Genomic DNA, 24,077 nt, shown 5'->3' on the forward strand with positions numbered 1-24,077 from the left:
CGCGATCCCTGAAATTCAGCGGCTGTTCCCCAGACTTTTCAAGCAGGCGTAGAGGTAGCGCAGGGTCGGTTTGCCCCGGGAGAACAACAGCGTCTGCCACGAATGCCCGAGCATCTGTCGGAACACCTCGATGACCCGGCGATGATCGCCGCGCCGGGAGAAGGCATTGAGAAATTCCGCGTGATTGGCGAGGACGAAATAGATCCGCTGCTGCTGGTTCAGCCGGGTGCCGTAACGCGCCAGGTACAGCTGGATGAAGCGCAGCTTGTGCGGGTAATACTTGTGCGGTTGCGCGGTGATGTTGGCGGCGTTGACGGCGCGCCAGTGGAGAATCTGCGGCACGCTGTGGATCTCGCTGATTTCGGCGATGCGCGTCCACAACAGGCGATCTTCAGCGAAGCGCAGGCTCTGATCGAAGCCGCCAATGGCGACGATGATCTCGCGCAGGGCGAGTACGCCGGAGGTGCCGTTGATGATGTTCTCGCGCATGAAGTCGGCAAAGTGCTCGCCGTGTTTACAGCGATCCTCCAATTGGCGTTTGCCATCACTGAATTCGCTCATCTGAAAGCAATCGATCAAACCGACTTTGCGTCCCTGTCGGGTCAATTCCGCGTGCAGTGCCAGTTGTTTTTGCAGTTTTTCCGGATGCCAGCGGTCGTCGGCATCAAGGAAAGCGATAAAGGTTTCTTCGGCGCTGAACACGCCGCGATTGCGTGCACTGGCCGGGCCTTGGTTGGGCTGCTGCAACAGCACGATGGGGAAGGGCGCGGCGTACTGCCTGACGATCTCTGGCCCGGCATCGCTGGAACCGTCATCAACGACAATGACTTTGTCCGGCGGGCGGGTCTGTGCGCACACCGAGTCCAGTGTGCGTTGAATGCTGGCGGCGGCGTTGTACAGCGGAACCACCACGCACACGGTGACGGCCGAGGGATCATTCAGCATGGGCGTTGTTCCCGGAAAGTGCCGCGCATTGGCCGAGCATTCGCCGCTGGCAGCGGCTGCGGACGGGCGACGAGGTGATGGCGGAAGGTCAGGCTGAGCACGCAGAAAATCAGGAACTCACCCGAGCGGTAGTTGGGAATCACATAGGCGACGTAATTGGTAACGACGAACAGGCCGATGATCACCAGCGCACAGGCCTGATAGCGCACCGACTGATCCGCCGTGATTGCCCGGTAGCGCTTGCTCAGGGTCTGGGCAAACATCAGCAGCAGGGCGATCAACTGGATCAAACCGCCGTTGAGCAGGGTTTCAACGTAGCCGCTGTGCGCATTGCCGATATAGCCCCAGCGCGTGATAAACGCATCGGCATCGGCACTGGCCCAGAACGCGCCGAAGCCATAGCCCTTGAGAAATTGCGCATCGATCAGCGGCTGCAACAGCTCCCAGATCAACGTGCGATCAGTGAGTGACGGGTCGCGGCCGACCAGTTCCAGCAGCATGGCATAATTGGCGTAAAGCACCCCACACAAGAGGAAGAACACCAGCGTGGCGGCGGTGAAGGCCAGCAGTGAGCGGTTGATGCGCAGCCGGATCAGCGTGATGAAGTAGGCGTAACTGGCGGTGCCGGCGACGATCAGCGCAATCGCCGTGGCTGACTGCGCCAGACCGATGGCGATCAGCGCGAACAGCCCATACAGCATGGCCAGCGGGTTGCGCTGGCGGATCATCGGCAGCAGCAACAGGATCGCAATCGCGTTCAGGCGTGCGCCAGCGTTCTTTTCCGCGAACACCCCGCGAAAGGCCCCGTCACGGATGCCGCCGGAAATAAAGGCGATGTCCGGGCGAATCACGGCGAAGATCAACCCGACCAGCGCCGCTGCACCGATCACGCAGCCGAACAGAAAAGCGATCCGCTCGATGCTGTAGCGCCAAGCGATAAAACCGGCAAAAAACACCACGCTGAGCAGCGCAACGAAACGCTTGAAACTGAGCATCGGCTCGCTCGACCAACTGATCGACGCCGCCACGCAGCCGAGAAACAACAGCAAAAACAGGTTCTGCCGGTAGAAACTCTTGCTGAGGAACACTTTGTGGCGAATGAAGAAGAACAGCGGCACCAGCAACGTCAGCAAGCCGCAGACCTGATTGGCCAGATTGCCTTCCAGATCCTGCTGCGCATCGTCCAGCGTGCTCACATTACCCAGGCGCAGAAAGAAGCCGATCACTTGCGTATAGAACAGCACACCGAACAGGGTGAAGGCATCGGCCAGCGTCGAATAACGCACTTGCAGGCGGTTCATCTCAGCGCCTCCCAAGTAACGCCTTGAGGTAGGTCTGCACCGCGCGGCCGCTGACGAAGCGCGCGGCGGCATCAATCCGCCGCTGGCGATGCAGGGCTCGTGGCGCGGCCATTTGTGCGCTGATTGCGCTGGCGAGGGCGGCCGGATCGTCCACCTCGACCAAGGGGGCGACGGCGCCATCTGCGAGGATTTCCTGCGGGCCGTACGGGCAGCGGGTCGCCACGACCGGCGTGCCGGTCGACAGGGCTTCGACCAACGCGTTGGGGCTGCCCTCGAAACGCGACGACAGGACGAAACAGTCCGCTCGGGCAATCTCGGCGATAGGGTCACTGGCGTATCCCGGTAGATCGCAACGCTCTGCGACGCCGAGCGCTGTCGCTTGGGCCAGCAGTTCGCCGCGCAGGGCGCCTTCGCCGAAGATGATCAGCCGCGCATTGCCTTGCGGCAGGCGGGCGAAGGCGTCGATCAAAGTGTCGAAGCCTTTTTGCTGCGCCAGGCGTCCTACAGCGACGATCACCGGAGTGGTTTTGGCCTTGAGCCAGGGATGGCTGGGCGCGGCGGCGGGTTTGTCACGAAAATCGTTGTCGAGCACCGGGTTGTCAGCGGTCGTCACATCGCGCGCGCGGGCGATGGTGGTGTCGACCAGATCCTCGGCAACGCCTTGTGACACGCAGATCACCGGGTTGGGAATCAGCCGGTACAACCACGGCGCCAGCCAGTAGGCGAGCTTGACCGACAGCGCCGGGTTGACGTGTTTGTCCCGCGAAAAGGCATTGCGCTCGCTGACATGCAGCCGCGCCAGCGTCCCGGACAGCGCGGCGGCGGCAATCGCCACGACGTTGACGTGGGTGAGGGCGGCCAGTTGCGCGTCGTACTGATTGCTGCGTAAAAACCGTGTCAGTGCCGGCACAGCCGCCGCGCTGCGCGGACTGTCGAGCAGCACTTGTCTGACTCGTGGGTCGAGCGCCGGCTGATTGATGCCGGCACCGGTGAGCATCAGCAGCGTGACTTCGTTGCCGGCCTCAACCAAGGCACCGGCGAGGCGCACCATCATTTTCTCCGCGCCGCCGGCGCCGAGGTCCTGGAGAATGATCAGCAGCTTTTTCATCGGTTCCACACCTGGTAATAAGCCTGCGCGGCGTACTGGCTGGTATAGGGCAGGATCGCGTCGCTGACTGAGCGTCGGGGCGGCGGCTCGGGTTCGCGGCTGGCCAGACTGTCGAGCAGCGCCTCGGCCAGGGCTGGCACATCGTTGACCTTGACCAAACGCCCGAGGCGTCCATCGTCGAGCAACTCGCGCGGACCGCTGCCGCAATCGGTGGAGATCACCGGCGTACCCAGCGCCAGCGCCTCGACCAGTACCGTCGGCAAACCTTCGTGCAATGAGCTGAGCACCAACAACTGCGCATGGCGGATCAGCGGATAGGGATTGCGCAGATGCCCGGTGAAATGCACCAGACGTTCGATGCCCAGCCGTTGTGTCTGCGCTTCAAGCGCTGCGCGTAACGGCCCGTCGCCGGCAATTACCAGATAGGGCAGCGGGCGTTGTTGCGCCGCCAGCGCGTAGGCGTCGAGCAGCAGCGCGAAGCCCTTGGTTTCCACTAGCCGGCCGACACCCAGCCAATAATGATGGGGCACGCCACCGGGCAACGGCGCCTGAGCCGCACGCAACAGTTGCTCGCTGATCACCGCGTTCGGGCAATAACGGATGCGCGGCTGGCCCCACGGCATCAACCCGGCAAGCGACTGGCGCAGACCGTGGGACACCGCGACTACCTTGCCGCTGCCGCATAGATACAGCGCGTACAACAGGCGCAGGCTGGCGCGCCCGGTGTTCTGCTCGGCGCAATCCAGCGCGGCGTGGCGGGTGTAGATGACTTTGCAGGCACTGCCCAGGGTGGCGAACCAGGTGCAGAGGTTGGCCTGCTCCTTGGCGCCAATCAGATGCGTCACGCCCTCACGGCGGATCAGCCGGCGCAGCAGCACGATCGATTTCAGCCAGCCCGCGAGCCCACTGCCGCCACCGGCCATGCTCGGCGCGCCGTCGACGTTAGGCGAGTCGCCGTTCATGACGAAAAAACTCACCCGCCGGCCGTCCGCCAGAAACTGCTCGGCGAGGCGTTGCTGCACGCACTCGACGCCGCCGCCAGTCTGGTAATCCTTGAGCGTGAACAGAATATGCATCGGCACAATCCTCATGGGGCAGTGACATTGATTGCCACTTGCTGGCGCAGAATCAGTTCGGTCAGGCGCAGGGCATTGCTCGGGTAGTCGAGCAGGTAGCGCTTGATCGTGTGCGGCTCGCGGTACATGCGGTAGAAGGCGCGCAGGTGCAGGCGGTTGATGGCGTCGGGGTAGTAACGCTCGCCGGCATCGGCTTCCTGACGAATGAAACCGCCGCAGGTGAACGCCACGCCGCTGAAGCCACCACGCAGCGCATCGAGGACAAAGCGCTCCTGCAGACCGGCGCCGAGGCCGACCAGCAACAGGTTGGTCCGCTGCCGACGGATATCAGCCTGAAGCGCGGCGCCTTGCTCGGCATCGAAGTACCCGTTGTGCGCGCCGACCAGTTGCAGGCGCGGGTACTGCATGCCGAGCTTTTCCACGAAACGATCAAGCTCGGCCTGCCGCGCACCGACCACATAGACGCGTTTGCCGCGCTGCTCGGATTCACGCAACACCGGATCGGCAATCGAGGTGAAATCGAAACTGACCCGCTGCACCGCGCGCCCGGTGATGCGCGACATGAACCCGGACATCAGCATGCCGTCGCAAAAATACGCCAGCGACGACGGCGGCTGGCGGATGAAACTGCCGATCGAGGCGAAGTTGAGAAAGGAGAAGGCCCGGTTGGATTCCAGCAGGGCCGGCGAATAACGGTCGAGCAATTCCAGGCGGATCATGACGCGAGATCCTGTGCTTCAGCGGCGCAGGTTGGCCGGCCGACGCTGATGTAGGTGAAACCGCGTGCGCTGAGGCGTTGCGGATCGAACAAATTGCGGCCATCGAAGATCAGCGGATTTTTAAGCTGGCGGGCGAGCAGTTCGAAGTCCGGCGCGCGAAACGCTTGCCACTCGGTGACGATCACCAGCGCGTCGGCATTTTTCAGCGCCGCCTCTTTGGTGCCGGCCAGCGTCAGGTCATCGCGCGGGCCGTAAAGCTGCTGCGCCTGTTCCATGGCTTTCGGGTCGAACGCCTGCACGCTGGCGCCGGCTCGCCACAACGCTTCCATCAACACGCGGCTGGGGGCCTCGCGCATGTCGTCGGTATTGGGCTTGAAGCTCAGGCCCCACAGCGCGAAGGTTTTGCCTTCCAGCGCGCCGTTGAAGTGCTCGGTGATCTTGTGGAACAGCGTGCTTTTCTGCTCGTTGTTGCGCGACTCCACCGCCCGAAGCAGGCGTGCATCGACATCGACGCCGTGGGCAGCATGGATCAGTGCACGCACATCCTTGGGGAAACACGAACCGCCATAACCGATGCCGGGGTAGATGAACTGGTAGCCGATGCGCGGATCCGAGCCGATGCCATGGCGAACCATTTCGATGTCGGCGCCAAGCTTTTCGGCAAGCCCGGCCATCTCGTTCATGAAACTGATCTTCGTCGCTAGCATGCAGTTGGCGGCGTACTTGGTCAGCTCGGCGCTGCGCACATCCATGACGATGATTTTTTCGCGGTTGCGATTGAACGGTTCGTAGAGCTCGCGCATCAGCGCTTCGGCGCGCGGGCTGTCGGTGCCGATGATGATCCGGTCGGGGCGCATGCAGTCGTCGACCGCGCAACCTTCCTTGAGAAATTCCGGGTTGGAAACCACATCGAAGGTCAGTGCACCACGCCCGCTTTCGCCGAGGATGGCGCTGATGCATTCGCGCACCCGGTCCGCCGTGCCCACCGGCACCGTGGATTTGTCGACGATGATCTGCTCGCCGCGCAGGTGTTCGCCGATGGTACGGGCGACGCTGAGGACATGTTTGAGATCCGCCGAGCCGTCCTCGTCCGGCGGCGTGCCGACCGCGATCAGCAACACATCGCCGTGCTTAACCGCAGCGGCCAGATCACTGCCGAATTGCAGACGGCCGCTGTGATGATTGTCCCGCACCAGGCTTTTCAGGCCGGGTTCGTAGAGGGGCAGAGTGCCGTCGTTCAAGGCCTGCACCTTGGCCGCGTCGACATCCACACACAGCACGTTGTGGCCGACCTCGGCCAGCGCGGCGCCCTGGACCAGTCCGACATAACCGATACCGAATACACTCACATTCATGGGAAAACCTCATGCGTGGCGGGGTGGGCCAGAGCGCTGGCCGCTGTCAGTAGATGTTTTTCGAGAACAGGGTGAAGGGCGTCTTCAGGAGGATCTTGATGTCCAGCCACAGCGACCATTGATTGATGTAATTGAGGTCTTGAGCGACCCGGCGCTGCATCTTTTCCACGGTCTCGGTTTCGCCGCGATGCCCGGTGATCTGCGCCAGCCCGGTGATCCCAGGCTTGAGCCGATGCCGCGCCATGTAGGCGCGCACCTTGCCGGTGTAATAGATGTTGTGGGTGACCGCGTGCGGACGCGGCCCGACCAGCGCCATGTGGCCGAACAGCACGTTGAACAGTTGCGGCAGCTCATCGATGGAGCTGCGCCGCAGAAAGCGTCCCAGCGGTGTGACGCGGTCGTCGTCGCGGGTGGCCTGACGCACTTGCTGATCGTTGTGCACGCGCATCGAGCGAAACTTCCACACGCGGATCACTTCGCCGTCGCAGCCATGGCGGTTCTGCTTGAACAGCACCGGCCCCGGCGACGTCAGCTTGACCGCAATGGCCACGCCGAGCAGCAGCGGGCTGAGCAGAATCAGCGCCACCGCTGCAACGCTGCGTTCGAACAGGTCCTTGCAGAACAGGCTGCCGGGGTGCGAGGTAAGCAGGCTTTCGTTGAGGTAAATCGCCGGCATCCGCTCGATCTCGGAGATCGAATGATTGAGCAAGACCATGCTGCCCAGATCCGGAATCCACACCACGTCGACGTTCATGTCGAGCAGATTGATGTACAACGCTTCGATGGTCGCCGCCTCGGCCATCGGCAGCACGATGTACACGCGCCGCGCCTGCAAACGGGTGATGATTTCGCGGATGTCCTCGACCTCACCGAGCAGCGGCAGAATGCTCGGCGCCGGGCCGCTGTCGGCTTTCGCCGCGACAAACCCGAGCAGTAACGCGCGATCCGGGTCGAGGAGTTTGCGCGCCAGTTCATGGGCGGTCGGGCAGGTGCCGATGATTACCGCGCGGCGCTCGTTGCAAATCATTTTGGTGTACATGCGCACGAACAGATGCAGCGGCAGAAACGTCGCCGCCTGGGCGAGAAAACCGACCACCGCCCAGACAATCACCACCTGCCGGGAGAACAACGCGCTGGTCTGGGTGACGAAGGCGATGCTCATCAGCAGTCCGAGCAGAATCAGCCAGCCGGCCAGCAAACGGCCGAGCCCGACCAGTAGGCCATGACGTTTGTGGTAGACCTGAACGAGGCTGTAGACCGGCATCGAGCCGAGCACCGTGAGGATGATCAGTAGCCGGTATTCACTGGGCAAGGCACCGATGCGCCAGTGCACCAGAACAATCAGCAACAGATTGACCAGGGTCATTGCGCACAACCATTGCCCCCAGAAGGTGAGGCCGCGACGGTGTGCCATTTGCGCGGAATATTGCGAGGTCATCGGCGCGATCTCCGATTCGTCGTACAGGGAAGGACAGGCTGCTGCCGGGCGGCACGGCCCGGAGGATCAGCGCGGGGCGAAGTCGTAGTCGTAGAAGGAACGGGAATGGCCATGGCCGTACTTGCGCGCCTTGCGCAGATCGACCTGATTGAGCACCACGCCGAACACCGGCGCCTGGCTCTGCTGCAACACGGCGATGCTTTTGCGCACCTGGCCGACCGGCGTGCTCTGCGCCTTGACCACGTAGATCACCGCATCGGAATGCTGCGCCAGCAACAGCGCGTCACTGACGATTTCCGCTGGCGGCGAATCGATGATGATGTGCCGGTAGCGCGACTTGAGAATCTGTAACAGCCGACCAAGGCGCGGTGAACTGAGCAAGTCCTGCGCGGGGGCCACGGCGTTGCTCGAACTGCTCGAGGCTTTCAAGCGTGGTGCCTCGAACGGGTCCAGCGCTGCGGGCGTCAGGCAGCCGGCCGGGAGCATGTCCAGATTACCGACACTGCGAATGCAGTCTTCCAGCCGCGCGCTGCCGGCCATGAGGTTGGCGAGGCCGGGGCTCTGCGGCGGGAAATCGAAGTTCAGCGACAGCGTCGGCTGACGCATGTCGGCATCGATCAGCAGCACCCGTTCCAGTGGCGCCAGTGACGAGGCAAGGTTGTTGGCGATGGTACTTTTGCCTTCGCCCGACACCGAGGAAGTGACGAGCACCACCTGCGCCGGGCGTTCGTTGTTCTGCAGCATCAGCCAGGTGCGCAGATTACGGATGGTTTCGCAGAAGCGCGGGTGGTCGTTGTCTTCGAACAACCGCGCCAACTGCCGCCGGCTCTTCTTCATCACCAGCGGCACGACGCTGAGCAACGGCACATTGAGCAGACTCTCGACGGTGTCGTCGGTCTTGAAGGTATTGCTGAGCGTATCGAAGAGGAAGGCGAGGGCAACGCCGACGATCGCTGCGACCAGCGCGACAATCGCGAGAATCAGATTCTTGCGCGGTTTGCTCGCTTCCAGCGGTGCGATCGCCGGGTCGACGATGCGCGCCTTGGCCGAATCCATGTCCGAAGTGGCGGCGGTTTCCTTGAGGCGGGTGACGAAGGTTTCGTACAGCGCCCGGGTGCTGTCGACTTCACGCTGGAATTCGCGCAGCTGGAATTCCTTGCGCGAAATGTCCTGAATCTGCGCTTTGTTGCTGTTGAAGGATTTGCGCAGGGCGTCTTCGCTGGCCACCGCCAATTGGTATTGACGCTCGATGCCGGCGACCACTTGCTGCACTTGCAGACGCAGACTGTTGGCGGCGGTGCGCTGTTCGGAACGGGCGGATATCAGCGCCGGGTGTTTCGGCCCGTAGCGGCCCGACAACTCCTCGACTTTGGCCTGAGCCTTGGCCAGATCAGCCTGGAACTGCTGAATCAGCGGATTGCTCAGCACTGCCGGCACGCTGGACAAACGACTGATGTCGCCGTTGCTCAAGGCTTGCGCCTGACGGAACTGGCTCTCCGCTTCGGCACGATCGCGGCGCGCATCGATCATGCGGTTGCCGGTCATCTGCAGCTCGTTGGCACTGATGGTGGCGACACCGTCTACATCGACCAGACCCTGTTCCTCGCGATAGGCCTGCAACTTGTTTTCGGCGACGCGCAGGTTGTCGCGCAACTCGACCAGGCGGGTGTTCATCCAGCTGGTGTTGTTTTGCGAAGACTTCAGGCTGGTGTCCTGCTGGCTGTCGATGAAGCCTTGCGCGAGGGCGTTGGCCACCGCCGCAGCGAGTGCCGGGTCGGGCAGTTCGACGTCGATCTCCAGCAATTGACTCTTGCCGACAAACTTGACGCTGGTGTGCAGCATCAGGTTTTGCGTGACGTCGTTGAACACTTGCTCTTCGGTCGCTGGCGGCTTCGGCGGCGGCAGCAGATCCAGCCATGGCAGCCATTGGTCGCGATTTAGCTCCGCTAGCCATTGGCGCGGGGTGAACCAACTCTGCGCCTGCTGGCGTGGATCGGTGATCGGGTTAGTAGTCAGGCCAAGTTTGCGCACGGCGCGCTCGGCCAGTTCCCTCGATTGCAGCAGGGCTTGCTGGGTCTGCAAGTAATCAGTGGTGGTGGCGCCGCCGGATTCGGCGGCCTGCTGAAAACTCAACACCGGTGGCGTCTTGTCCTTGATCAGCAACGTCGCACTGCCGACGTATTGCGGCGTGATGAACGACAGCGCCACCACGGCCAGCGCGCAACTGAGCAGCACAAGCCAGGCGATGTTCCACTTCGCCGACCAGATCACCCGCCACAGATGCAGCAGATCAAGGGTGTCCGACTCGTCGGCGGCTTGCGTTGGCAAGTGGCCCTGGAGCGGACGTTCGAGGTAGGTGCTTGGGCTGTTGTCCATGATCAGAAAAAGCCTTGTGCAATGGAAATGGTGTCGCCGGGGGCGATGACGGTGGTGCGCGAAATGTTCTCAGTGACCGGTGGGCCGCCACTGCCGCGCAGGATCGTCACGCGTTTCATCGAGGCGCGTTCGGTCAGGCCGCCACCCAGGGCGATGGCTTTTTCCAGGGTCAGGCCGGGCTGAAACGGATAGCTGCCGGGCTTCTGCACCTCGCCGTTGATGTAGAACGGGCGGTACTCGATCTGGCTGAGGCTGACTTTCGGATCGACCAGGTAGCCTTGCTTGAGGCCGTCGACGAGCTTTTGTTCGACCTGATTGGGCGTCAGGCCCTTGGCGACGATTTCGCCTAAAAACGGATAGGAAAAGGTGCCGGCATCGTTGAGGCGGATCTTCTTGAAGCTCAGTTCCGGCTCGCCGAACACGATGATGCGCAAGACATCGCCAGCGGCCAGGCGGTAATGGGTGTCGGTGTCCGCCGCCTCGACCGTGGGCACTGTCCAGAGCAGCAACAACAATAAAATCAGGCGCGTGTGCATGGCCCAACCCTCCTAAAGACTGACGTCGAACGTGATCTGGAAAACATTGCGGGTGAAGCTTTCATTGTCGGCATCGGAGTCGTTGTCGCGGTGGCGGTAGGCGACTTCGACGTCCAGCCAGCGGCGCATTGCGTAATTCACGCCGAGTTTGTAGTCCTGCAAATCGTCGCTGCGGTCCTGGCCTTCGTAGACGTAATGACCCATGCCGGCTTCAGCAATCGTGGTGATGCGCTCGGTCCAGCCGTGGCGCCAACCGATCTGGGTGAAGGTGGCTTTCACCGCGTCGGAGCCGTCATCGCCTTCGGCCATGGCCTGGCGCGCGAGAAAGGTGAAGGTCGAGTAGGTGCGCGGTTTCCACGCCAGATCCACTTGCCAGGTGGGGTTGCTCAGGTCGTCGGAACCGCTCTGGTCGAAATTCTTTCGCTCGTAACCGACGCGCAGCTTGCCGGTGGTTTTCGCTGTCATGTCCCACTCGGCCCCAGCCAGCACCGCGTCGGAGCGACTGCTGCGCGGGCTGTTCGATTGCACGTAATCGAAGCGGGTGTGGTCGTATTCGAGCAGGCCACGGGTCTTGCTGCCGAGGCGGTGATACCAAGTGCTGGACAGATTGCTGGTGTTGCGCTCCTTGTCATCGTTGATGCCGTCGGAGTTGTCGTAGCGCAGCCTTGCGTAACTGGCGCCGAGGTCGATCTGGTTCAGCGCACTGCGCGCGCCGAAGGTGTAGACGCCGCCGACGCGCTGGCTCTCGATTTTGTCGTTGATGCCGTCGACGGCGGTCGAGGTGGTGCGCTCGTACTTGCGTGCCTCGGCTTCGAGTTTCAGCCGATGCCGGTCGGTGAACTCCATGATGCTGTCGGCGCGCAGACGCTGGGCGGTGTTCGAAGCGTCCGAGGCGCTGTGATAGATGTAGCGGGTCGGCTCCCAGATCACCCGCGTGGCGCTGTTGCGGTCCTCGGCTTTGAGCTCGAAGGCCGGCGCCAGGCGGGTGACCATGGTCGATTCGACATCGTGTTCGACTTCACGAAAGTTGTCGTCGTAGCTTTCCGACAAGGCAAAGGTCGGGGTGAAATCGAAGCCGTACACATTGATCGCTTGCGGCTCAACGCTCCAGGCAGCTTCGGGGGCACAGCAGGCGACGACTAAAACCAGGGAACAGCGAGGCTTCAGAGCCATGGATCACGCTCCTGATTAAGGGGGTCGGGGTCAGGGCGAAGCGGATCCGGACTATTGTCGCTGGCGTTCGAGGTAACTCAGCGGGACGCTGACGTGCTGTTGGCGGTTGAGGAAATTGAGCAGGATCATTACCCGCTCATCGCCCTGCATGGACAGGAACACGCCTTCGAGCGGGGACAGTGGACCCTGGACGATTTGCAGAGGTTCGCCGGGCTTGAGTGTCGGTTCCGCAGGAAAGCCGATCGACTCCTGACTGCGCTCACGCAATTGCGCGATCACGTCTTCATCGACCCGGGCGGGCACATGGTTGAATTCGACGATGCGGCTGACACCACGGGTCGAGCGAATCGGTGCCCAGTTGTCGTCGCGGCTCAGTTGAATGAACACGTAGCCGGGGAACAGCGATTCCAGTGTTCGTTGGCGTTTGCCACGAATACTGCGCTCGCTCATCAGCTGCGGCCGGAAGGTCGAATAGTTCTGTTGCTGCAGATTGAGTTGTGCCCGTTCATCCTGGCGGGGCTTGCACTGCAATAAATACCAGTTAGAGCCGTTGCGGCAAACCGTTAGCATGCTGGAGTACTCCATACATAGCGATCGTGTAAGCACGGCAGCCGATAACGTGGGACGAGCCGTCATGCTTGCTAGTAGGTAGTAGGCTGATCAAGGCAAAGTGCCGAGCCAGATGCATCAATGTTTATTGGCAGAAGAAGTGTTTCAAAAATGAATCAACTTGGTTGGTTATTGTTATATCCGTGGCCGTCTTGGCTATAACGAATCGGCGCGCTTTCATTCAGGAAAAGCTACCGCACGGTTCGCAGTTGCGACCTTCAGGATCCAATTACATAAGTAGCCGGAGAGCAGAAAAGTGCGCGGCGGCGCGAGCTCTTCGGGAAGTGCTAAGTTATCGGCCAGTCTTTGCAAGCTGTCAATTAATAACAGTCAAAAAGACTGCCTTTCATCCGCTGATAATGGCCGTGTTGTGTAAGTCATTGTTTGTGAATGGTGAAATTTATTCGTCGGATTTTTTAAACTTTTTGAAGTTATTGAAGTCGCGGGTGTTAGATGGCGTCCGTGATAGCAAATTAGTTTCAATCTTACATCTTTCGATTCACCGGCAGTTCGGCTTTTAAATACCTCGCGTCGGATGCTGCTGGCCAGGGTAACTAGGGTCGTCTATCAATAGTTGCCGTTGTTGGCCGGTAAGTGTTCGGTGCTGTGTATCTCCTTAAAGTCCAACCGGTGAGCCGAGGTGATCATGAGTGTTCTGGTGACAGGTGCCGCAGGTTTTATCGGTTATCACACGGTCATGCGTTTGTGTCGCGAGGGGCTCGAGGTTGTGGGTATCGACAATCTCAATCCTTATTACGATGTCAAACTCAAACAGGCGCGTTTGCACAGATTGCAGACGCTGGCCAATTTCACTTTCCATCGACTGGACATTGTTGATCAGGCGGCGTTGAACGCGCTGTTACAGCACGGACACTTCAAACAGGTCATTCACTTGGCCGCCCAGGCCGGTGTGCGCTACTCGCTGGACAATCCTGATGCATATGCGCAATCGAATCTGGTCGGGTTTCTCAACGTTCTGCAGGCATGCCGTCGTCATCCGCCGGAGCACTTTATCTACGCCTCGAGCAGCTCGGTGTATGGCGCCAATACCAAGATGCCGTTTGCAGAAGACGACCCGGTCGACCAACCGGTTTCGTTGTACGCCGCGACCAAGCGTGCCAACGAATTGCTCGCGCACAGTTACTGCCATCTCTACGGCTTGCAAGCCACCGGCCTGCGTTTTTTTACCGTCTACGGTCCCTGGGGTCGACCGGACATGGCGCTGTTCAAGTTCACCGAAGCGATGCTGCAGGGGCGCGCCATCGACCTTTACAACCAAGGCGAAATGGCGCGGGATTTCACCTACATCGATGACATCGTCGAAGGGATTTTCCGACTGCTCGACAAACCGCCCGCACTCAGCGCCGAGCGTGGTACTAACCGGCTGTTCAATATCGGTCGCGGCAGTCCAGTAGCGCTATTGATCTTCGTCGAATGCCTGGAGCAGGCATTGGGCATGAAGGCCCAGCGCCGTTATCTGCCGATGCAGGAGGGCGATGTATTGAAGACCTGGGCCGACGTGTCGGCGCTGGCACGCTGCATCGACTTCAGCCCGCAGGTGCCGATCGAGCAGGGCGTGCAAGCGTTCGTGCAGTGGTATCGCGAGTTCTATCAGGTCTGATTCAGTGCAGGGTGACGGCCCTGCGACTTTCCCCGATGCGGATCCGGTCGAGGGCGCGATTCAGCGCATCCAGTGCATCGAGCAGCGCCTTGGCCTCGGCCTCACGACCGTCACCCCATAGGCGTTCGGCCATTTTGTTCAAGGCCAGAATGGCGCGTTCGATGTCGGCTGCGCTGGCGGTGCTGTCAGGGGCTGGTGGTTTTTTCGGCATTCAGGGTTCCTCGGCGGTCGGCAAATCACCATACCGCCAAGGCGCCGAGCAATACAGCCAGAAGTGTCCCCGATCAGCAGCTAATGCTGTCTGGTCAGCGATTAGCCTCAGTCAATCCCGCCTCGATAAACCGCACCGAACTCTCCAGCGCCTGCTGCCCCTCGGCCAGCATGCCCGCGTAGAAATGCCAGGCGTGAAACATGCCGGGCCACACTTCAAGATTAACCCGGACGCGGTTGTCCGCCAGGTGATTGGCCAGACGCATGGCGTCACTGAGCATCAGTTCGTTTTCGCCGATCTGCACCAGAATCGGTGGCAGTCCGGTGACGTCGGCGAACACCGGCGAGGCTAGCGGATGGTTGGCCAGGGTGTCGCCGAGAAAGGCTCGCGCGAGGATATCCAGCACTGGCTTGGAGTTCAGCGGATCAAGGCCTTCACGATTGCTCATGGAGGCGCCGGTGTGTTCGAGGTTGGCCCATGGCGAGATGGACGAACCCACTGCGGGCAAGGGCAAGCCTTTGGATTTTGCCGCGACCATCACGCTGACCACCATCGCGCCACCCGCCGACTCGCCAGCGAAGGCAATCTTGCTGGCGGCGATGTTCTGCTCGAGCAACCACTCATAGGCGCGCAAAGTGTCATCGATGGGGGCGGGGAACTGATGCTCGGGTGCAAGGCGGTAATCCGGCATATACACCCGCGCGCCAAGCATTTTTGCGTAGTTGCCGCCGATGCCGTGGTAGCCGTCAGGTCGACCGACGATGTAGGCGCCACCGTGGATGTACATCAGCACCGCGTCGGTCTTGAGCTCATCCGGAGTCACCAGCGTAGCGGGCACGCCGCCCATGTCGACTGTTTCAAACCTCACGCCAGCCGGCGGCTGATTCTGCCCGAGCATTTTTGCGTAGGCATCGCGGATGTCGCTCATCTTTGTGGTGGTATCGGTGCCCTTGAGCACGGGTACCAGATCGCTGAGGCTGTTGGCCCAGGTTTGCACGGCTGCTTTTACTTCAGTGTTCATATGACCTCAATCAGGCGTTGGTGATGGATTAACTAATCGAGATGTTATGCTCATGATTGGGGAATAGGGTTCCCCATAACCGGTGCCAAGCCGCTTGAATGCCAAATCCGGAGGCCACATGGAACTGCATAACCTGAACGACATCGCCGCCTTCGTCGCCTCGGTGGATGCCGGAAGTTTTACGGCGGCGGCCAGGCAACTCGGGCTGACTCGCTCGGCCGTCGGTAAATCGATCGTGCGGCTCGAATCGCGTCTGCAGGTCCGTCTGCTGAACCGCACCACCCGCAGCCTGAGCCTGACCGACGATGGTCGGGTGCTGTATGAGCGATGTGTGGGCATCCTGCAGGATCTGGACGAGGTCGAAGAAGCTTTGGCGTTCCGCCGTTCGACGCCCAGCGGCCGCTTGCGCATGAGCCTGCCGGTAGCACTGGGCCGGCTGCACGTTGTGCAGCACATCGAGCGCTGCCTGAGAGACTGGCCGTCGCTCGCCATCGACGCGACGTTTTCCGATCGGCTGGTCGACCTGATCGACGAGGGTTTCGATCTGGCGATTCGCATCGGTCCGCCCAAGGAAGACTCCGGGCTACTCACGCGCACGGTGGCTTACCAGCAAATGATCACCTGTGCCTCGCCCAATTACCTGAATGAACATCCGGCACCGCAGACACCTGAAGATCTCGCCGGGCATGCGTGCCTGCACTTCGTCAGCGGTGGCCGATTGCTGCCGTGGAATTTTCGCGTCAATGGTCAGCCTGTGCCGGTCATTCATGCCGGGCGGCTGCAGATGGACAGCGCTGAAGCCTTGCATCAGGCGACTGCCGCAGGCCTCGGTATCGCGACGTTGCCATCCTATGTGGCAAACGATGACTTGCGCAGTGGCAAGCTCGTGCAGTTGCTCGCAGATTACGCCGAGGCTGCCGAGCCGATCCGGGTGATTTATCCGAGCAAGCGACACCTGTCGCCGAAGATTCGGCTGTTCATCGACAGGCTGGTGGAAGCGTGGTCGCCGGCGCCTTGGGACTGATCAATCGGCGATAGAAGCTGTGCCGAAAATTCACAGCAGGTGTGCTTTTTCAGCTATATCCAGCCAATCTTGGCGAGCCGTACTCTTGCAAACAGTGGCGCAGAAACTTGCGTGTCATCGCCACTGTAATCCGACGATGTCTGTGCTCGGCACGGATCATTTGAAGGAACAATAAAAACAATATCTGCGGGAGATGAATCCAATGAGACTCGCTCAAGAGGAAGCCGTGGCCGTGGCGGCTACCGCGAAAAGCTGGCTGAAAGCTGCCGGCATCCTGCTTTGCCTGTCCACTCCGGTTGCCGCGCTCGCGGACATCAGGATCGGTGCGCTTTATCCCCTGAGTGGATCCCTGGCGTTACTGGGCGACGAGAGCTTCCGTGGCCTCGAACTGGCCGTCGCCGAACGAAATGCCTCGGGCGGTTTGAAGGGCGAGCCGATCAAGTTGCTCAAGGCCGACGCAGTCGATGCGGGACAAGCGGTCGGTGCCGCGCGCCGGCTCACCTCTGTTGAAAACGTCACTGCTGTATTTGGCAGCTATTCCTCGGCGCTGTCATTTGCGGCCACGCAGGTGACGGAGATGGCGGGGGTGCCGTTTTTCGAGTTGGGTGCGGTGTCCGACCACATCACTGAGCGTGATCTGAGCTACGTGATGCGCAGCAACCCGACCGCCAGGAATTTTGCCGAAGGCACCATCACCGCCATCACGGAGATTGTCAGCCCATCGCTCAAGGTCGATCCGAAACAATTGAAGGTCGCGATCATCCACGAGGATGCGCTGTACGGTACGACCATCGCCGGGTTTCAGAAAAAGATCGCTCAGGAGCAAGGTCTGAATGTGGTCGAGGTACTGCCGTATTCGGCCAAAGCGGTTGATCTCTCATCGCTGATCCTGCGTTTGAAGGGCGCCCAGGCGGATGTGGTATTGCAGACCAGTTATCAGAACGACACGACGCTGTTTTTCCGCCAGATCCGCGAAGCCGGTTTCAGGCCCAAAGCCGTTATCGGCGCCGGCGGCGGCTATTCCATGCAGGACACGGTCAAGGTCGTCGGCGCAGCCAATATGGAAGGCGTGCTCGATGTCGATTTCCCACAGTTCCAGACCAATGAAAACGGCGCTCCCGGTATCGGGGCGTTCGCCAAGGCATACAAGGATCGCTACGGCAGCGAACCGCGCTCGGGCCACAGCCTGATCAACTATGTCGGGGCGAAGATATTCCTCGATGCCATGGAAAACAGTACTTCGCTGGACGCCGATGCGATCCGTGCCTCGGTGGCAACCATCGATATTCCTCTCGGTGGCACGGCTGCCGGCATCGGTGCCAGGTTTGGCAAGAACGGCCAGAACCAGCGCGCCAATACGGCAATCATGCAGTGGCAGAACGGACTGCTGAAAACCGTTTACCCCCAGGCAGCCGCCGTTGCCCAAGCGCGTTTTTCCGACCAACCCTGATATCTGAACCCGCAATCTGCTGAAGCTTGATCATTGAGCTTCACGGGTTCGTTCGCTCGCAAAGAGGGCGCCAACCGTGGAAATTTTCATCCAGCTCCTGTTGAACGGCTTATTGCTCGGTGGCACGTTGGCCATCATCAGCATCGGCCTGACTTTGATTTTCGGCATCGTGCGTGTGGTCAACTTCGCCCATGGCGAGTTTCTGATGATCGGCCTGTATGCCGTGTACTTGCTGAATTCGCACTTCGGCATCCACCCGTATATAGCGATCATTCCTGCAACGATCCTGTTGTTTGCCGCTGGTGCGGCAATGCAGCGTTTCATCATTCAGCCGTTGCTTGGCGCCGAAGGACATATCCAGATTTTCGCCACCGTCGGCGTCTCGATTGCCCTGATGAACGGCGCGTTGCTGATCTTCGGTGCCGATGTCATGACGGTGAAGAACATCAGCGTCGGTACCACGACCGTCAGCTTCGGCGCCTTTCGCGTCAGCAGCGGTCAGTTGATCACGTTTGTCGCGTCGCTCGCACTGGTCGCGGGGCTGCACTGGTTTTTGCAGAACACATTTCTCGGCCGGGCCGTGCGCGCTACTGCACAGCATCGCAACGCGGCGCAACTGATGGGCGTCAACGTCAAGAACATCTATGTGTTTGCCTTCGGCCTGGGTTGCGCCTGCCTGGGCGTCGCCTCGGGACTGATCGCTCCGCAATATCCGGTCTTTCCAACCGTTGGCACTTTCTTCGTGCTGACGGCGTTTGTGATTGTGGTGCTGGGCGGCCTGGGCAGCCTGTCCGGCGCACTGATCGGTTCAATGCTGATCGGCATCGTCGACAGTCTCGCCGGTTACTACATCGCGCCGGACCTCAAGGAGGTCGTCTATTTCACGATTTTCCTGGGCATCCTGGTGTTTCGTCCGACAGGCCTTTTCGGCTCCGGTCGCGGGTCTGAGTGAGGAAAATGGTCATGAATATTTTGCACCCGCGTGTCTATGTCAGTGCACTGGCCCTGGCGCTGTTATTGATCATTCCATTGAGCGTTGGCTCGCCGTTCGTTTACCACCTGTTCATCCTCATATGCAGTTATGCGGCACTGGCCAGTGCCTGGAACATCGTCGGTGGGTTTGCCGGCCAGCTGTCGTTGGGGCATGCCGTGTTCTATGGGGTGGGCGCTTACACGACGACGCTGCTGATGATGAAACTGGGCATCAGTCCATGGATCGGCATGTTCGCTGGCGCAATCCTGTCGTCGATTGTCGCGGTGCTGATCAGTTGGCCGTGCTTCAGGTTGCGCGGGCCGTTTTTTGCCTTGGCGACCATTGCGGTGCTGGAGGTCGTGCGTCTGGTGGCGATCAATCAGCATGACGTGACCGGTGGTGCGGCAGGGCTGGGCGTACCGCTGAAGCTCGGTTTCGAGTGGATGTTGTTCCGCCCGCGCTGGCCGTACCTGCTGATCGCCTTCGCGTTTCTGCTCATCACATTGGCGGTGTCGTGGAAGATCAAGAATTCCCGACTGGGTTATTACCTGATCGCCGTGCGTGAACGTGAAGACGCCGCCCATGCGGTGGGCGTGAACTCGGTCAAGGTCAAGCTGATCGCCGTGGTGTTGTCCGCATTTATCACCAGCCTGGTCGGCAGCTTTCACGCGATGTACCTGACCTTCATCGAACCCGGCTCGATGTTTTCTCTGGAGATGTCGATTCAGATCGCCATGTTCGCGTTGATTGGTGGACTGGGCACGGTATCGGGACCGCTGATCGGCACTTTGCTGGTGCTGCCGCTGGCTGAACTGGCACGCGGTTGGCTGGGCGATCTGGGCAGCGGGGTGCACGGTCTGGTCTATGGCATCGTGCTGGTCGCGGTGGTGCTGACTATTCCGCAAGGCGTGGTGGGGCGTTTTGGGGCTCGGATATTTGCCTGGATCGACTCATTGCCCGGCGGCCGTCGTTCGATGGCAAATACAGAAGCACCGATCGGGCCGACCTTGGCGCAAGCCCATTCGGCCACGCACGGTGAGCCGGTTCTGGTCGCAGAAAACCTGCACAAGTTCTTTGGCGGACTGCACGCCACCAACGATGTTTCGCTGAGCTTGGCCGAAGGCGAAATCGTGGGTGTGATCGGCCCGAACGGCGCCGGCAAAACTACGGTGTTCAACCAGCTCTCCGGGTTTCTTCTGCCATCCAAAGGCCAAGTGAAAGTGCGCCTGCTCAATGGCGACTGGGTCACCCCGAACAGCCCGGCCGAGTTCGCCCGGGCAGGCATTGGCCGGACCTTTCAGATCGTGCAGCCATTCGCTGATTTGAGTGTCTGCGAGAACATCATGCTCGGTGCATTCATGCACACCGCCGACGCGAAGGAGGCGAGGGCGATCGCCGAGCAAGTCGCCGAGCTGACCGAACTCACCGCGCTGCTCGACACCCGGGCGCGCAACTTGACGGTCGGCGGCATGAAGCGCCTGGAAATGGCCCGCGCTCTGGCGACCCGCCCGCGCATCCTGCTGCTCGACGAGGTCATGGCCGGCCTCAACCCGACGGATGTTGCCAAGGCCATCGCAGTCATTCGCCGGGTGCGTGATTCGGGCGTCAGCGTGTTGATGATCGAGCACTTGATGCAAGCCACCATGAGCCTTTCTGACCGCATCGTCGTGATCAGTTCCGGCACGCTGCTGATGCAGGGCGCGCCTCACGATGTGATCAACGATCCTCAGGTTATCGAAGCCTACCTCGGTAAGGAGTACAGCCATGCTTAAACTCGACAACGTCCACAGCGGCTATGGCGGTACGGAGATCCTTCGTGGCGTGTCGTTCGAGGTCAATGCCGGTGAGGTGGTGACTATCGTCGGCGCCAACGGCGCCGGCAAAACCACGACCCTGCGCAGCTTGTGCGGCATCGTCACACCGTCCCAAGGCACGATCGAATTCGAAGGCCAGCGCATCGATGGCAATCGCCCCGATCAGATTGTCGACGCGGGCCTGACACTGATACCGGAGGGGCGCCAGTTGTTTCCCTACATCAGCGTGCGCGACAACCTCTTGATGGGCGCCTACAAACGCAGTGCACGAGCGGGCTACAGGCAGCGTCTGGACAATATTCTCGATCTGTTTCCGAGGGTGCGCGAACGCCTTGATCAGAACGCCGGGACACTGTCGGGCGGCGAACAACAAATGGTCGCCATCGCCCGGGGCCTGATGGCCGAGCCGAAATTGTTGATGTTTGATGAACCCTCGCTGGGCCTGTCGCCGCTGCTGGTGTCGCAGGTCTTCGAGATCATCAACAGGATTCTCCAGTTGGGCACCACCGTGTTGATCGTCGAGCAGAACATCGTTCATACGCTGCGCATTGCTCATCGTGGTTACGTGCTGGAGAACGGCGAAGTGGTGCTCAGCGGCACCGGCCAGGAACTGCTGGAAAACCCGCACGTCAAGCGTGCTTATCTGGGGCTCTGACCCAGTCCATTCATCTGCAAGTGAGAACAGCTCATGACTCATTCCAGACACGCTGGGCGCACCGTAATGGTCACCGGCGCCGGGGGCGGTATCGGTGCGGCGATCGCGCGGTTGTATTGCGAAGAAGGTGCAGCCGTGGCGCTGCTCGATGCTGATGCCGACAAGGTGCAACAGCAGGGCGTGGCGTTGCGTGATGCGGGTTTTGCGGTCGCGTGGGCGCAGGCTGATGTCGCGAGTTTTCAAGACTGCGCTGCTGCATGCGAGCGCGTGCAAGGTGAGCTCGGCCCCATCGATACCCTGATCAACAACGCCGGCGTTTCGCCCAAACACCACGGCGCACCCGCGCCGATCTGGACCATGGCGCCGGAGGAGTGGCTGCGGGTGGTCGATATCAACCTCAATGGCTCCTTCAACCTGGTGCGAGTGCTCGCGCCCGGCATGGTCGAGCGCCGGTTCGGGCGCATCGTCAATATGTCTTCGGTGGCGGGCAGCGCGTTCTTGCCGATTGTCGCAGCGCACTACAGTGCGACCAAAGCCGCAATCATCGGCTTTACCCGCCACCTGGCCGGCGAACTCGGGCCGTTCGGTGTCACCGCCAATGCGCTGGCACCTGGACGAATCGAAACGCCATTGCTCAAGACCGTATCGGCCCAGGCCAATCAAACCGTGGTCGACGAGACACCGCTGCGCAGGCTGGGCACACCGCTTGAGGTGGCGAGAGCGGCGTGTTTTCTCACGTCAAGCGAAAGCGACTTCATTACCGGCCAGGTGGTTGATGTCGCGGGCGGCTGGTTGATGCGCTGATGACTTCTTGCGAGGACGTTTGTCATGGTTAAAACGATGGGATTTCCCGGGCGCTACGAGCAGGGTCCGAATGCATTGCAACAATTGGGCAGAGTGCTGAACGACATGGGCCGATCACGGCCGCTGGTGCTTTGCGATGAGTTTGTCGCCCGGCATCTATGGCCGCAGGTTGGCGCCACGTTGCAGGACCAGGGATTGGAGCCATTGCACATCGAGTTTCCCGGCGAGTGCACGCGCGCTGCGATTGCGCAGTTATCCGAGCAGGCATTGCTGCACGCCCCCGACACGATCATTGCGCTGGGCGGTGGCAAGACCATCGATACGGCGAAGGGGCTGGCGGCCAATCTCGACGTGCCGATCATTGTCTGCCCCACGATCGCTTCAAGTGACGCGCCAACGAGTCGGCTGATCGTGCTTTACGACGAAGAGCACAAAGTGGTGGGCGTGGAGTTTCTGAAGATGAATCCCGCTGCGGTGATTGTCGATACAGAGGTCATCGTTCAGGCGCCGGCACGGTTCTTCGCGGCCGGGATCGGCGATGCCATCAGCAAGAAATTCGAAGCCCGACAGTGCTACGCCGCCGGCGGCCACAACTCTTTCGGCACACCGCCGCTGCACACGGCATTGATGCTCACCAACCTGGTTTTCGACACGCTGAGGCAGTACGGCGTCCCGGCATATCAGGCGGTGTGTCGACATGAACTCACCGATGATGTCGAGCGGGTCATCGAAGGCACCGTGCTGATTAGCGGTGTCGGTTTCGAGAGCGGTGGTTTGTCACTGTCCCATGCCCTGGTTCGGGGGCTGACCGCGATACCGGCGATGGCGTCGATGCTGCATGGCGAACTGGTGGCGTTCGGCACGCTGGTGCAGATGGCGGTGGAGGCGCGACCGGCCGAAGAGATTGAACAGGTCGCGCGTCTGCTGCACGCGGTGAAGCTGCCCGTGACGTTCGCTGAACTGGGTCAGCGCACGCCGTTGACGACGGCGCAGATCAATATTCTCGTGGACGCAACCTTATCGGCGGTTTACGCCAGAAACATGCAACCGCCCTTGAACTACCAGCGCCTGGTGGAAGGATTGGCGGCGGCTGACAGCCTTGGTTCACGGCTGGTCAGAGTCTGCGCGAACCCGCCCCGACACTGTGATCCTGCGTCACAACAGGTGTGACCAAGTAGCTGTTTTCTCCCGTACAGCGACGCCATAACCTTTCCCTCAAGCGAAATCCTGGCGCAATCAAGTGCTGTGAATTCGTCAAAAAAACCGAGAGGCCTGACTATGAATACTCCTGTTAAACCTGATGAACTCGCCATTGCGTATCAGTTGCCGCAAGTTCCATTCATGACGCCCGACATGGTGCATCCGGGCGTCATGACGCAGTGGCTCGAAGACGATGCGCTGTGGGTGCCGGTAACAAAATCTGTCTCCTTCAAGCCATTGCTGCTCAACACCAGCGGCGGCTATTACATCAACCTGTTGCGGGTGCGTCAGGCCGGCGTGCTGTCGCGTCACCGCCATACCGGCGGCGTGCATGCGATCGTGCTCAAGGGTCGCTGGTACTACCTGGAGCATGACTGGGTCGCGGAGGAGGGGTCTTTTGCCTATGAGCCGCCCGGTGAAACGCATACCCTGTTCGTCCCCGAGGATGTGAGTGAAATGATCACCTGGTTCCACGTGCAGGGTGGCTACACTTACGTCGATCCGCAGGGCGTTGCCGTGGGTTACGAAGATGTGTTCACCAAGCTTGAAGCCGCCCGAGCGCATTACAAGACGCTGGGTTTGCCGGACGACTACATCGAACAGTTCATTCGCTGACCCGGCCCCCAGGAAAAAGCGCGCTTCGGCGCGCTTTTTCATAAGCGTTGAGA

Annotated in this window: 22 protein-coding genes; 9 read left to right on the forward strand and 13 right to left on the reverse strand. The window is 60.7% G+C overall.

The features are described 5' to 3' along the window. Positions 1–15: 15 nt before the first annotated feature. From ASG55_RS08870 to rfaH, 11 genes are all read right to left on the reverse strand, one after another. On the reverse strand, positions 16–945 hold the full coding sequence (locus tag ASG55_RS08870) for a glycosyltransferase family 2 protein (protein ID WP_056785618.1): 930 nt from the start codon (positions 943–945) through the stop codon (positions 16–18). Next, the gene (locus ASG55_RS08875) at positions 939–2,246 is read right to left on the reverse strand and encodes an O-antigen ligase family protein (protein ID WP_056785621.1); all 1,308 of its coding nucleotides are present in this window, start codon (positions 2,244–2,246) and stop codon (positions 939–941) included. The genes ASG55_RS08870 and ASG55_RS08875 overlap by 7 nt, the downstream gene beginning before the upstream one ends. A 1-nt stretch (position 2,247) precedes the next feature. Then, entirely contained in the window at positions 2,248–3,354 is a 1,107-nt protein-coding gene (locus ASG55_RS08880; RefSeq protein WP_056785623.1) for a glycosyltransferase, read from the reverse strand. Then, the gene (locus ASG55_RS08885; protein WP_056785624.1) at positions 3,351–4,430 is read right to left on the reverse strand and encodes a glycosyltransferase; all 1,080 of its coding nucleotides are present in this window, start codon (positions 4,428–4,430) and stop codon (positions 3,351–3,353) included. Before ASG55_RS08885 ends, ASG55_RS08880 begins: the two co-directional genes overlap by 4 nt. Before the next feature lie 11 nt (positions 4,431–4,441). Beyond that, positions 4,442–5,149 (reverse strand): WecB/TagA/CpsF family glycosyltransferase, encoded by a 708-nt coding sequence (locus tag ASG55_RS08890; protein ID WP_056785627.1) that lies wholly within the window; start codon positions 5,147–5,149, stop codon positions 4,442–4,444. Next, positions 5,146–6,504 carry a UDP-glucose dehydrogenase family protein gene (locus tag ASG55_RS08895; RefSeq protein ID WP_056785631.1) on the reverse strand — a complete coding sequence of 453 codons (1,359 nt, stop codon included), beginning with the start codon at positions 6,502–6,504 and terminating at the stop codon, positions 5,146–5,148. Before ASG55_RS08895 ends, ASG55_RS08890 begins: the two co-directional genes overlap by 4 nt. Before the next feature lie 46 nt (positions 6,505–6,550). Beyond that, complete coding sequence (locus ASG55_RS08900; RefSeq protein WP_056785633.1) at positions 6,551–7,942, reverse strand: undecaprenyl-phosphate glucose phosphotransferase; 1,392 nt, start codon at positions 7,940–7,942, stop codon at positions 6,551–6,553. A 66-nt stretch (positions 7,943–8,008) separates the two neighbouring features. Next, a complete protein-coding gene (locus tag ASG55_RS08905; protein WP_056785636.1) occupies positions 8,009–10,318 on the reverse strand; it encodes a GumC family protein in 2,310 nt (769 codons plus the stop codon). 2 nt (positions 10,319–10,320) lie between these two features. Beyond that, complete coding sequence (locus ASG55_RS08910; RefSeq protein WP_056785638.1) at positions 10,321–10,854, reverse strand: polysaccharide biosynthesis/export family protein; 534 nt, start codon at positions 10,852–10,854, stop codon at positions 10,321–10,323. A 12-nt stretch (positions 10,855–10,866) separates the two neighbouring features. Further along, positions 10,867–12,027, reverse strand: a complete 1,161-nt coding sequence (locus ASG55_RS08915; protein WP_056785640.1) for an outer membrane beta-barrel protein — start codon at positions 12,025–12,027, stop codon at positions 10,867–10,869. A 51-nt stretch (positions 12,028–12,078) separates the two neighbouring features. Then, positions 12,079–12,597, reverse strand: a complete 519-nt coding sequence (gene rfaH, locus ASG55_RS08920) for a transcription/translation regulatory transformer protein RfaH (RefSeq protein WP_056785643.1) — start codon at positions 12,595–12,597, stop codon at positions 12,079–12,081. Positions 12,598–13,282: 685 nt separating this feature from the next. Between rfaH and ASG55_RS08925 the strand changes: the two genes are divergently transcribed. Further along, positions 13,283–14,257 carry an NAD-dependent epimerase gene (locus ASG55_RS08925; protein ID WP_056785646.1) on the forward strand — a complete coding sequence of 325 codons (975 nt, stop codon included), beginning with the start codon at positions 13,283–13,285 and terminating at the stop codon, positions 14,255–14,257. Position 14,258: 1 nt separating this feature from the next. Here the strand turns inward: ASG55_RS08925 and ASG55_RS08930 are convergent, their stop codons facing one another. Then, positions 14,259–14,468, reverse strand: a complete 210-nt coding sequence (locus ASG55_RS08930; protein WP_056785649.1) for a hypothetical protein — start codon at positions 14,466–14,468, stop codon at positions 14,259–14,261. 94 nt (positions 14,469–14,562) lie between these two features. Then, the gene (locus tag ASG55_RS08935; RefSeq protein WP_056785652.1) at positions 14,563–15,489 is read right to left on the reverse strand and encodes an alpha/beta hydrolase; all 927 of its coding nucleotides are present in this window, start codon (positions 15,487–15,489) and stop codon (positions 14,563–14,565) included. Between the two features lie 118 nt (positions 15,490–15,607). On the opposite strand from ASG55_RS08935, the gene ASG55_RS08940 reads away from it, so the two are divergent. From ASG55_RS08940 to ASG55_RS08975, 8 genes are all read left to right on the forward strand, one after another. Beyond that, complete coding sequence (locus ASG55_RS08940) at positions 15,608–16,513, forward strand: LysR family transcriptional regulator (RefSeq protein WP_056785655.1); 906 nt, start codon at positions 15,608–15,610, stop codon at positions 16,511–16,513. A 202-nt stretch (positions 16,514–16,715) separates the two neighbouring features. Then, on the forward strand, positions 16,716–17,963 hold the full coding sequence (locus ASG55_RS08945; protein WP_056785656.1) for an ABC transporter substrate-binding protein: 1,248 nt from the start codon (positions 16,716–16,718) through the stop codon (positions 17,961–17,963). Positions 17,964–18,039: 76 nt separating this feature from the next. After that, the gene (locus ASG55_RS08950; RefSeq protein ID WP_056785660.1) at positions 18,040–18,915 is read left to right on the forward strand and encodes a branched-chain amino acid ABC transporter permease; all 876 of its coding nucleotides are present in this window, start codon (positions 18,040–18,042) and stop codon (positions 18,913–18,915) included. A gap of 11 nt (positions 18,916–18,926) precedes the next feature. After that, on the forward strand, positions 18,927–20,708 hold the full coding sequence (locus ASG55_RS08955; protein ID WP_201783055.1) for a branched-chain amino acid ABC transporter ATP-binding protein/permease: 1,782 nt from the start codon (positions 18,927–18,929) through the stop codon (positions 20,706–20,708). Further along, positions 20,701–21,405 (forward strand): ABC transporter ATP-binding protein, encoded by a 705-nt coding sequence (locus ASG55_RS08960; protein WP_056785665.1) that lies wholly within the window; start codon positions 20,701–20,703, stop codon positions 21,403–21,405. Before ASG55_RS08955 ends, ASG55_RS08960 begins: the two co-directional genes overlap by 8 nt. Positions 21,406–21,438: 33 nt before the next feature. Beyond that, entirely contained in the window at positions 21,439–22,209 is a 771-nt protein-coding gene (locus ASG55_RS08965; protein WP_056785667.1) for an SDR family oxidoreductase, read from the forward strand. 24 nt (positions 22,210–22,233) lie between these two features. Further along, a complete protein-coding gene (locus ASG55_RS08970; RefSeq protein ID WP_056785670.1) occupies positions 22,234–23,379 on the forward strand; it encodes a glycerol dehydrogenase in 1,146 nt (381 codons plus the stop codon). 108 nt (positions 23,380–23,487) lie between these two features. Further along, a complete protein-coding gene (locus ASG55_RS08975; RefSeq protein WP_024012829.1) occupies positions 23,488–24,024 on the forward strand; it encodes a 2,4'-dihydroxyacetophenone dioxygenase family protein in 537 nt (178 codons plus the stop codon). Positions 24,025–24,077: the final 53 nt, after the last annotated feature.

The sequence above is a fragment of the Pseudomonas sp. Leaf434 genome (assembly GCF_001425545.1).
GTDB classification, from domain to species: Bacteria; Pseudomonadota; Gammaproteobacteria; order Pseudomonadales; family Pseudomonadaceae; genus Aquipseudomonas; species Aquipseudomonas siliginis.

Bases quoted from the DNA above. Each gene is read 5' to 3' on its own strand.
- ASG55_RS08975 (WP_024012829.1), top strand. From the start codon at position 23,488: ATGAATACTCCTGTTAAACCTGATGAACTCGCCATTGCGTATCAGTTG.
- ASG55_RS08895 (WP_056785631.1), bottom strand. From the start codon at position 6,504: ATGAATGTGAGTGTATTCGGTATCGGTTATGTCGGACTGGTCCAGGGC.
- ASG55_RS08925 (WP_056785646.1), top strand. From the start codon at position 13,283: ATGAGTGTTCTGGTGACAGGTGCCGCAGGTTTTATCGGTTATCACACG.
- rfaH (WP_056785643.1), bottom strand. From the start codon at position 12,597: ATGCTAACGGTTTGCCGCAACGGCTCTAACTGGTATTTATTGCAGTGC.
- ASG55_RS08905 (WP_056785636.1), bottom strand. From the start codon at position 10,318: ATGGACAACAGCCCAAGCACCTACCTCGAACGTCCGCTCCAGGGCCAC.
- ASG55_RS08940 (WP_056785655.1), top strand. From the start codon at position 15,608: ATGGAACTGCATAACCTGAACGACATCGCCGCCTTCGTCGCCTCGGTG.
- ASG55_RS08930 (WP_056785649.1), bottom strand. From the start codon at position 14,468: ATGCCGAAAAAACCACCAGCCCCTGACAGCACCGCCAGCGCAGCCGAC.
- ASG55_RS08910 (WP_056785638.1), bottom strand. From the start codon at position 10,854: ATGCACACGCGCCTGATTTTATTGTTGTTGCTGCTCTGGACAGTGCCC.
- ASG55_RS08945 (WP_056785656.1), top strand. From the start codon at position 16,716: ATGAGACTCGCTCAAGAGGAAGCCGTGGCCGTGGCGGCTACCGCGAAA.
- ASG55_RS08965 (WP_056785667.1), top strand. From the start codon at position 21,439: ATGACTCATTCCAGACACGCTGGGCGCACCGTAATGGTCACCGGCGCC.
- ASG55_RS08935 (WP_056785652.1), bottom strand. From the start codon at position 15,489: ATGAACACTGAAGTAAAAGCAGCCGTGCAAACCTGGGCCAACAGCCTC.
- ASG55_RS08890 (WP_056785627.1), bottom strand. From the start codon at position 5,149: ATGATCCGCCTGGAATTGCTCGACCGTTATTCGCCGGCCCTGCTGGAA.
- ASG55_RS08880 (WP_056785623.1), bottom strand. From the start codon at position 3,354: ATGAAAAAGCTGCTGATCATTCTCCAGGACCTCGGCGCCGGCGGCGCG.
- ASG55_RS08960 (WP_056785665.1), top strand. From the start codon at position 20,701: ATGCTTAAACTCGACAACGTCCACAGCGGCTATGGCGGTACGGAGATC.
- ASG55_RS08885 (WP_056785624.1), bottom strand. From the start codon at position 4,430: ATGCATATTCTGTTCACGCTCAAGGATTACCAGACTGGCGGCGGCGTC.
- ASG55_RS08915 (WP_056785640.1), bottom strand. From the start codon at position 12,027: ATGGCTCTGAAGCCTCGCTGTTCCCTGGTTTTAGTCGTCGCCTGCTGT.
- ASG55_RS08870 (WP_056785618.1), bottom strand. From the start codon at position 945: ATGCTGAATGATCCCTCGGCCGTCACCGTGTGCGTGGTGGTTCCGCTG.
- ASG55_RS08970 (WP_056785670.1), top strand. From the start codon at position 22,234: ATGGTTAAAACGATGGGATTTCCCGGGCGCTACGAGCAGGGTCCGAAT.
- ASG55_RS08955 (WP_201783055.1), top strand. From the start codon at position 18,927: ATGAATATTTTGCACCCGCGTGTCTATGTCAGTGCACTGGCCCTGGCG.
- ASG55_RS08875 (WP_056785621.1), bottom strand. From the start codon at position 2,246: ATGAACCGCCTGCAAGTGCGTTATTCGACGCTGGCCGATGCCTTCACC.
- ASG55_RS08900 (WP_056785633.1), bottom strand. From the start codon at position 7,942: ATGACCTCGCAATATTCCGCGCAAATGGCACACCGTCGCGGCCTCACC.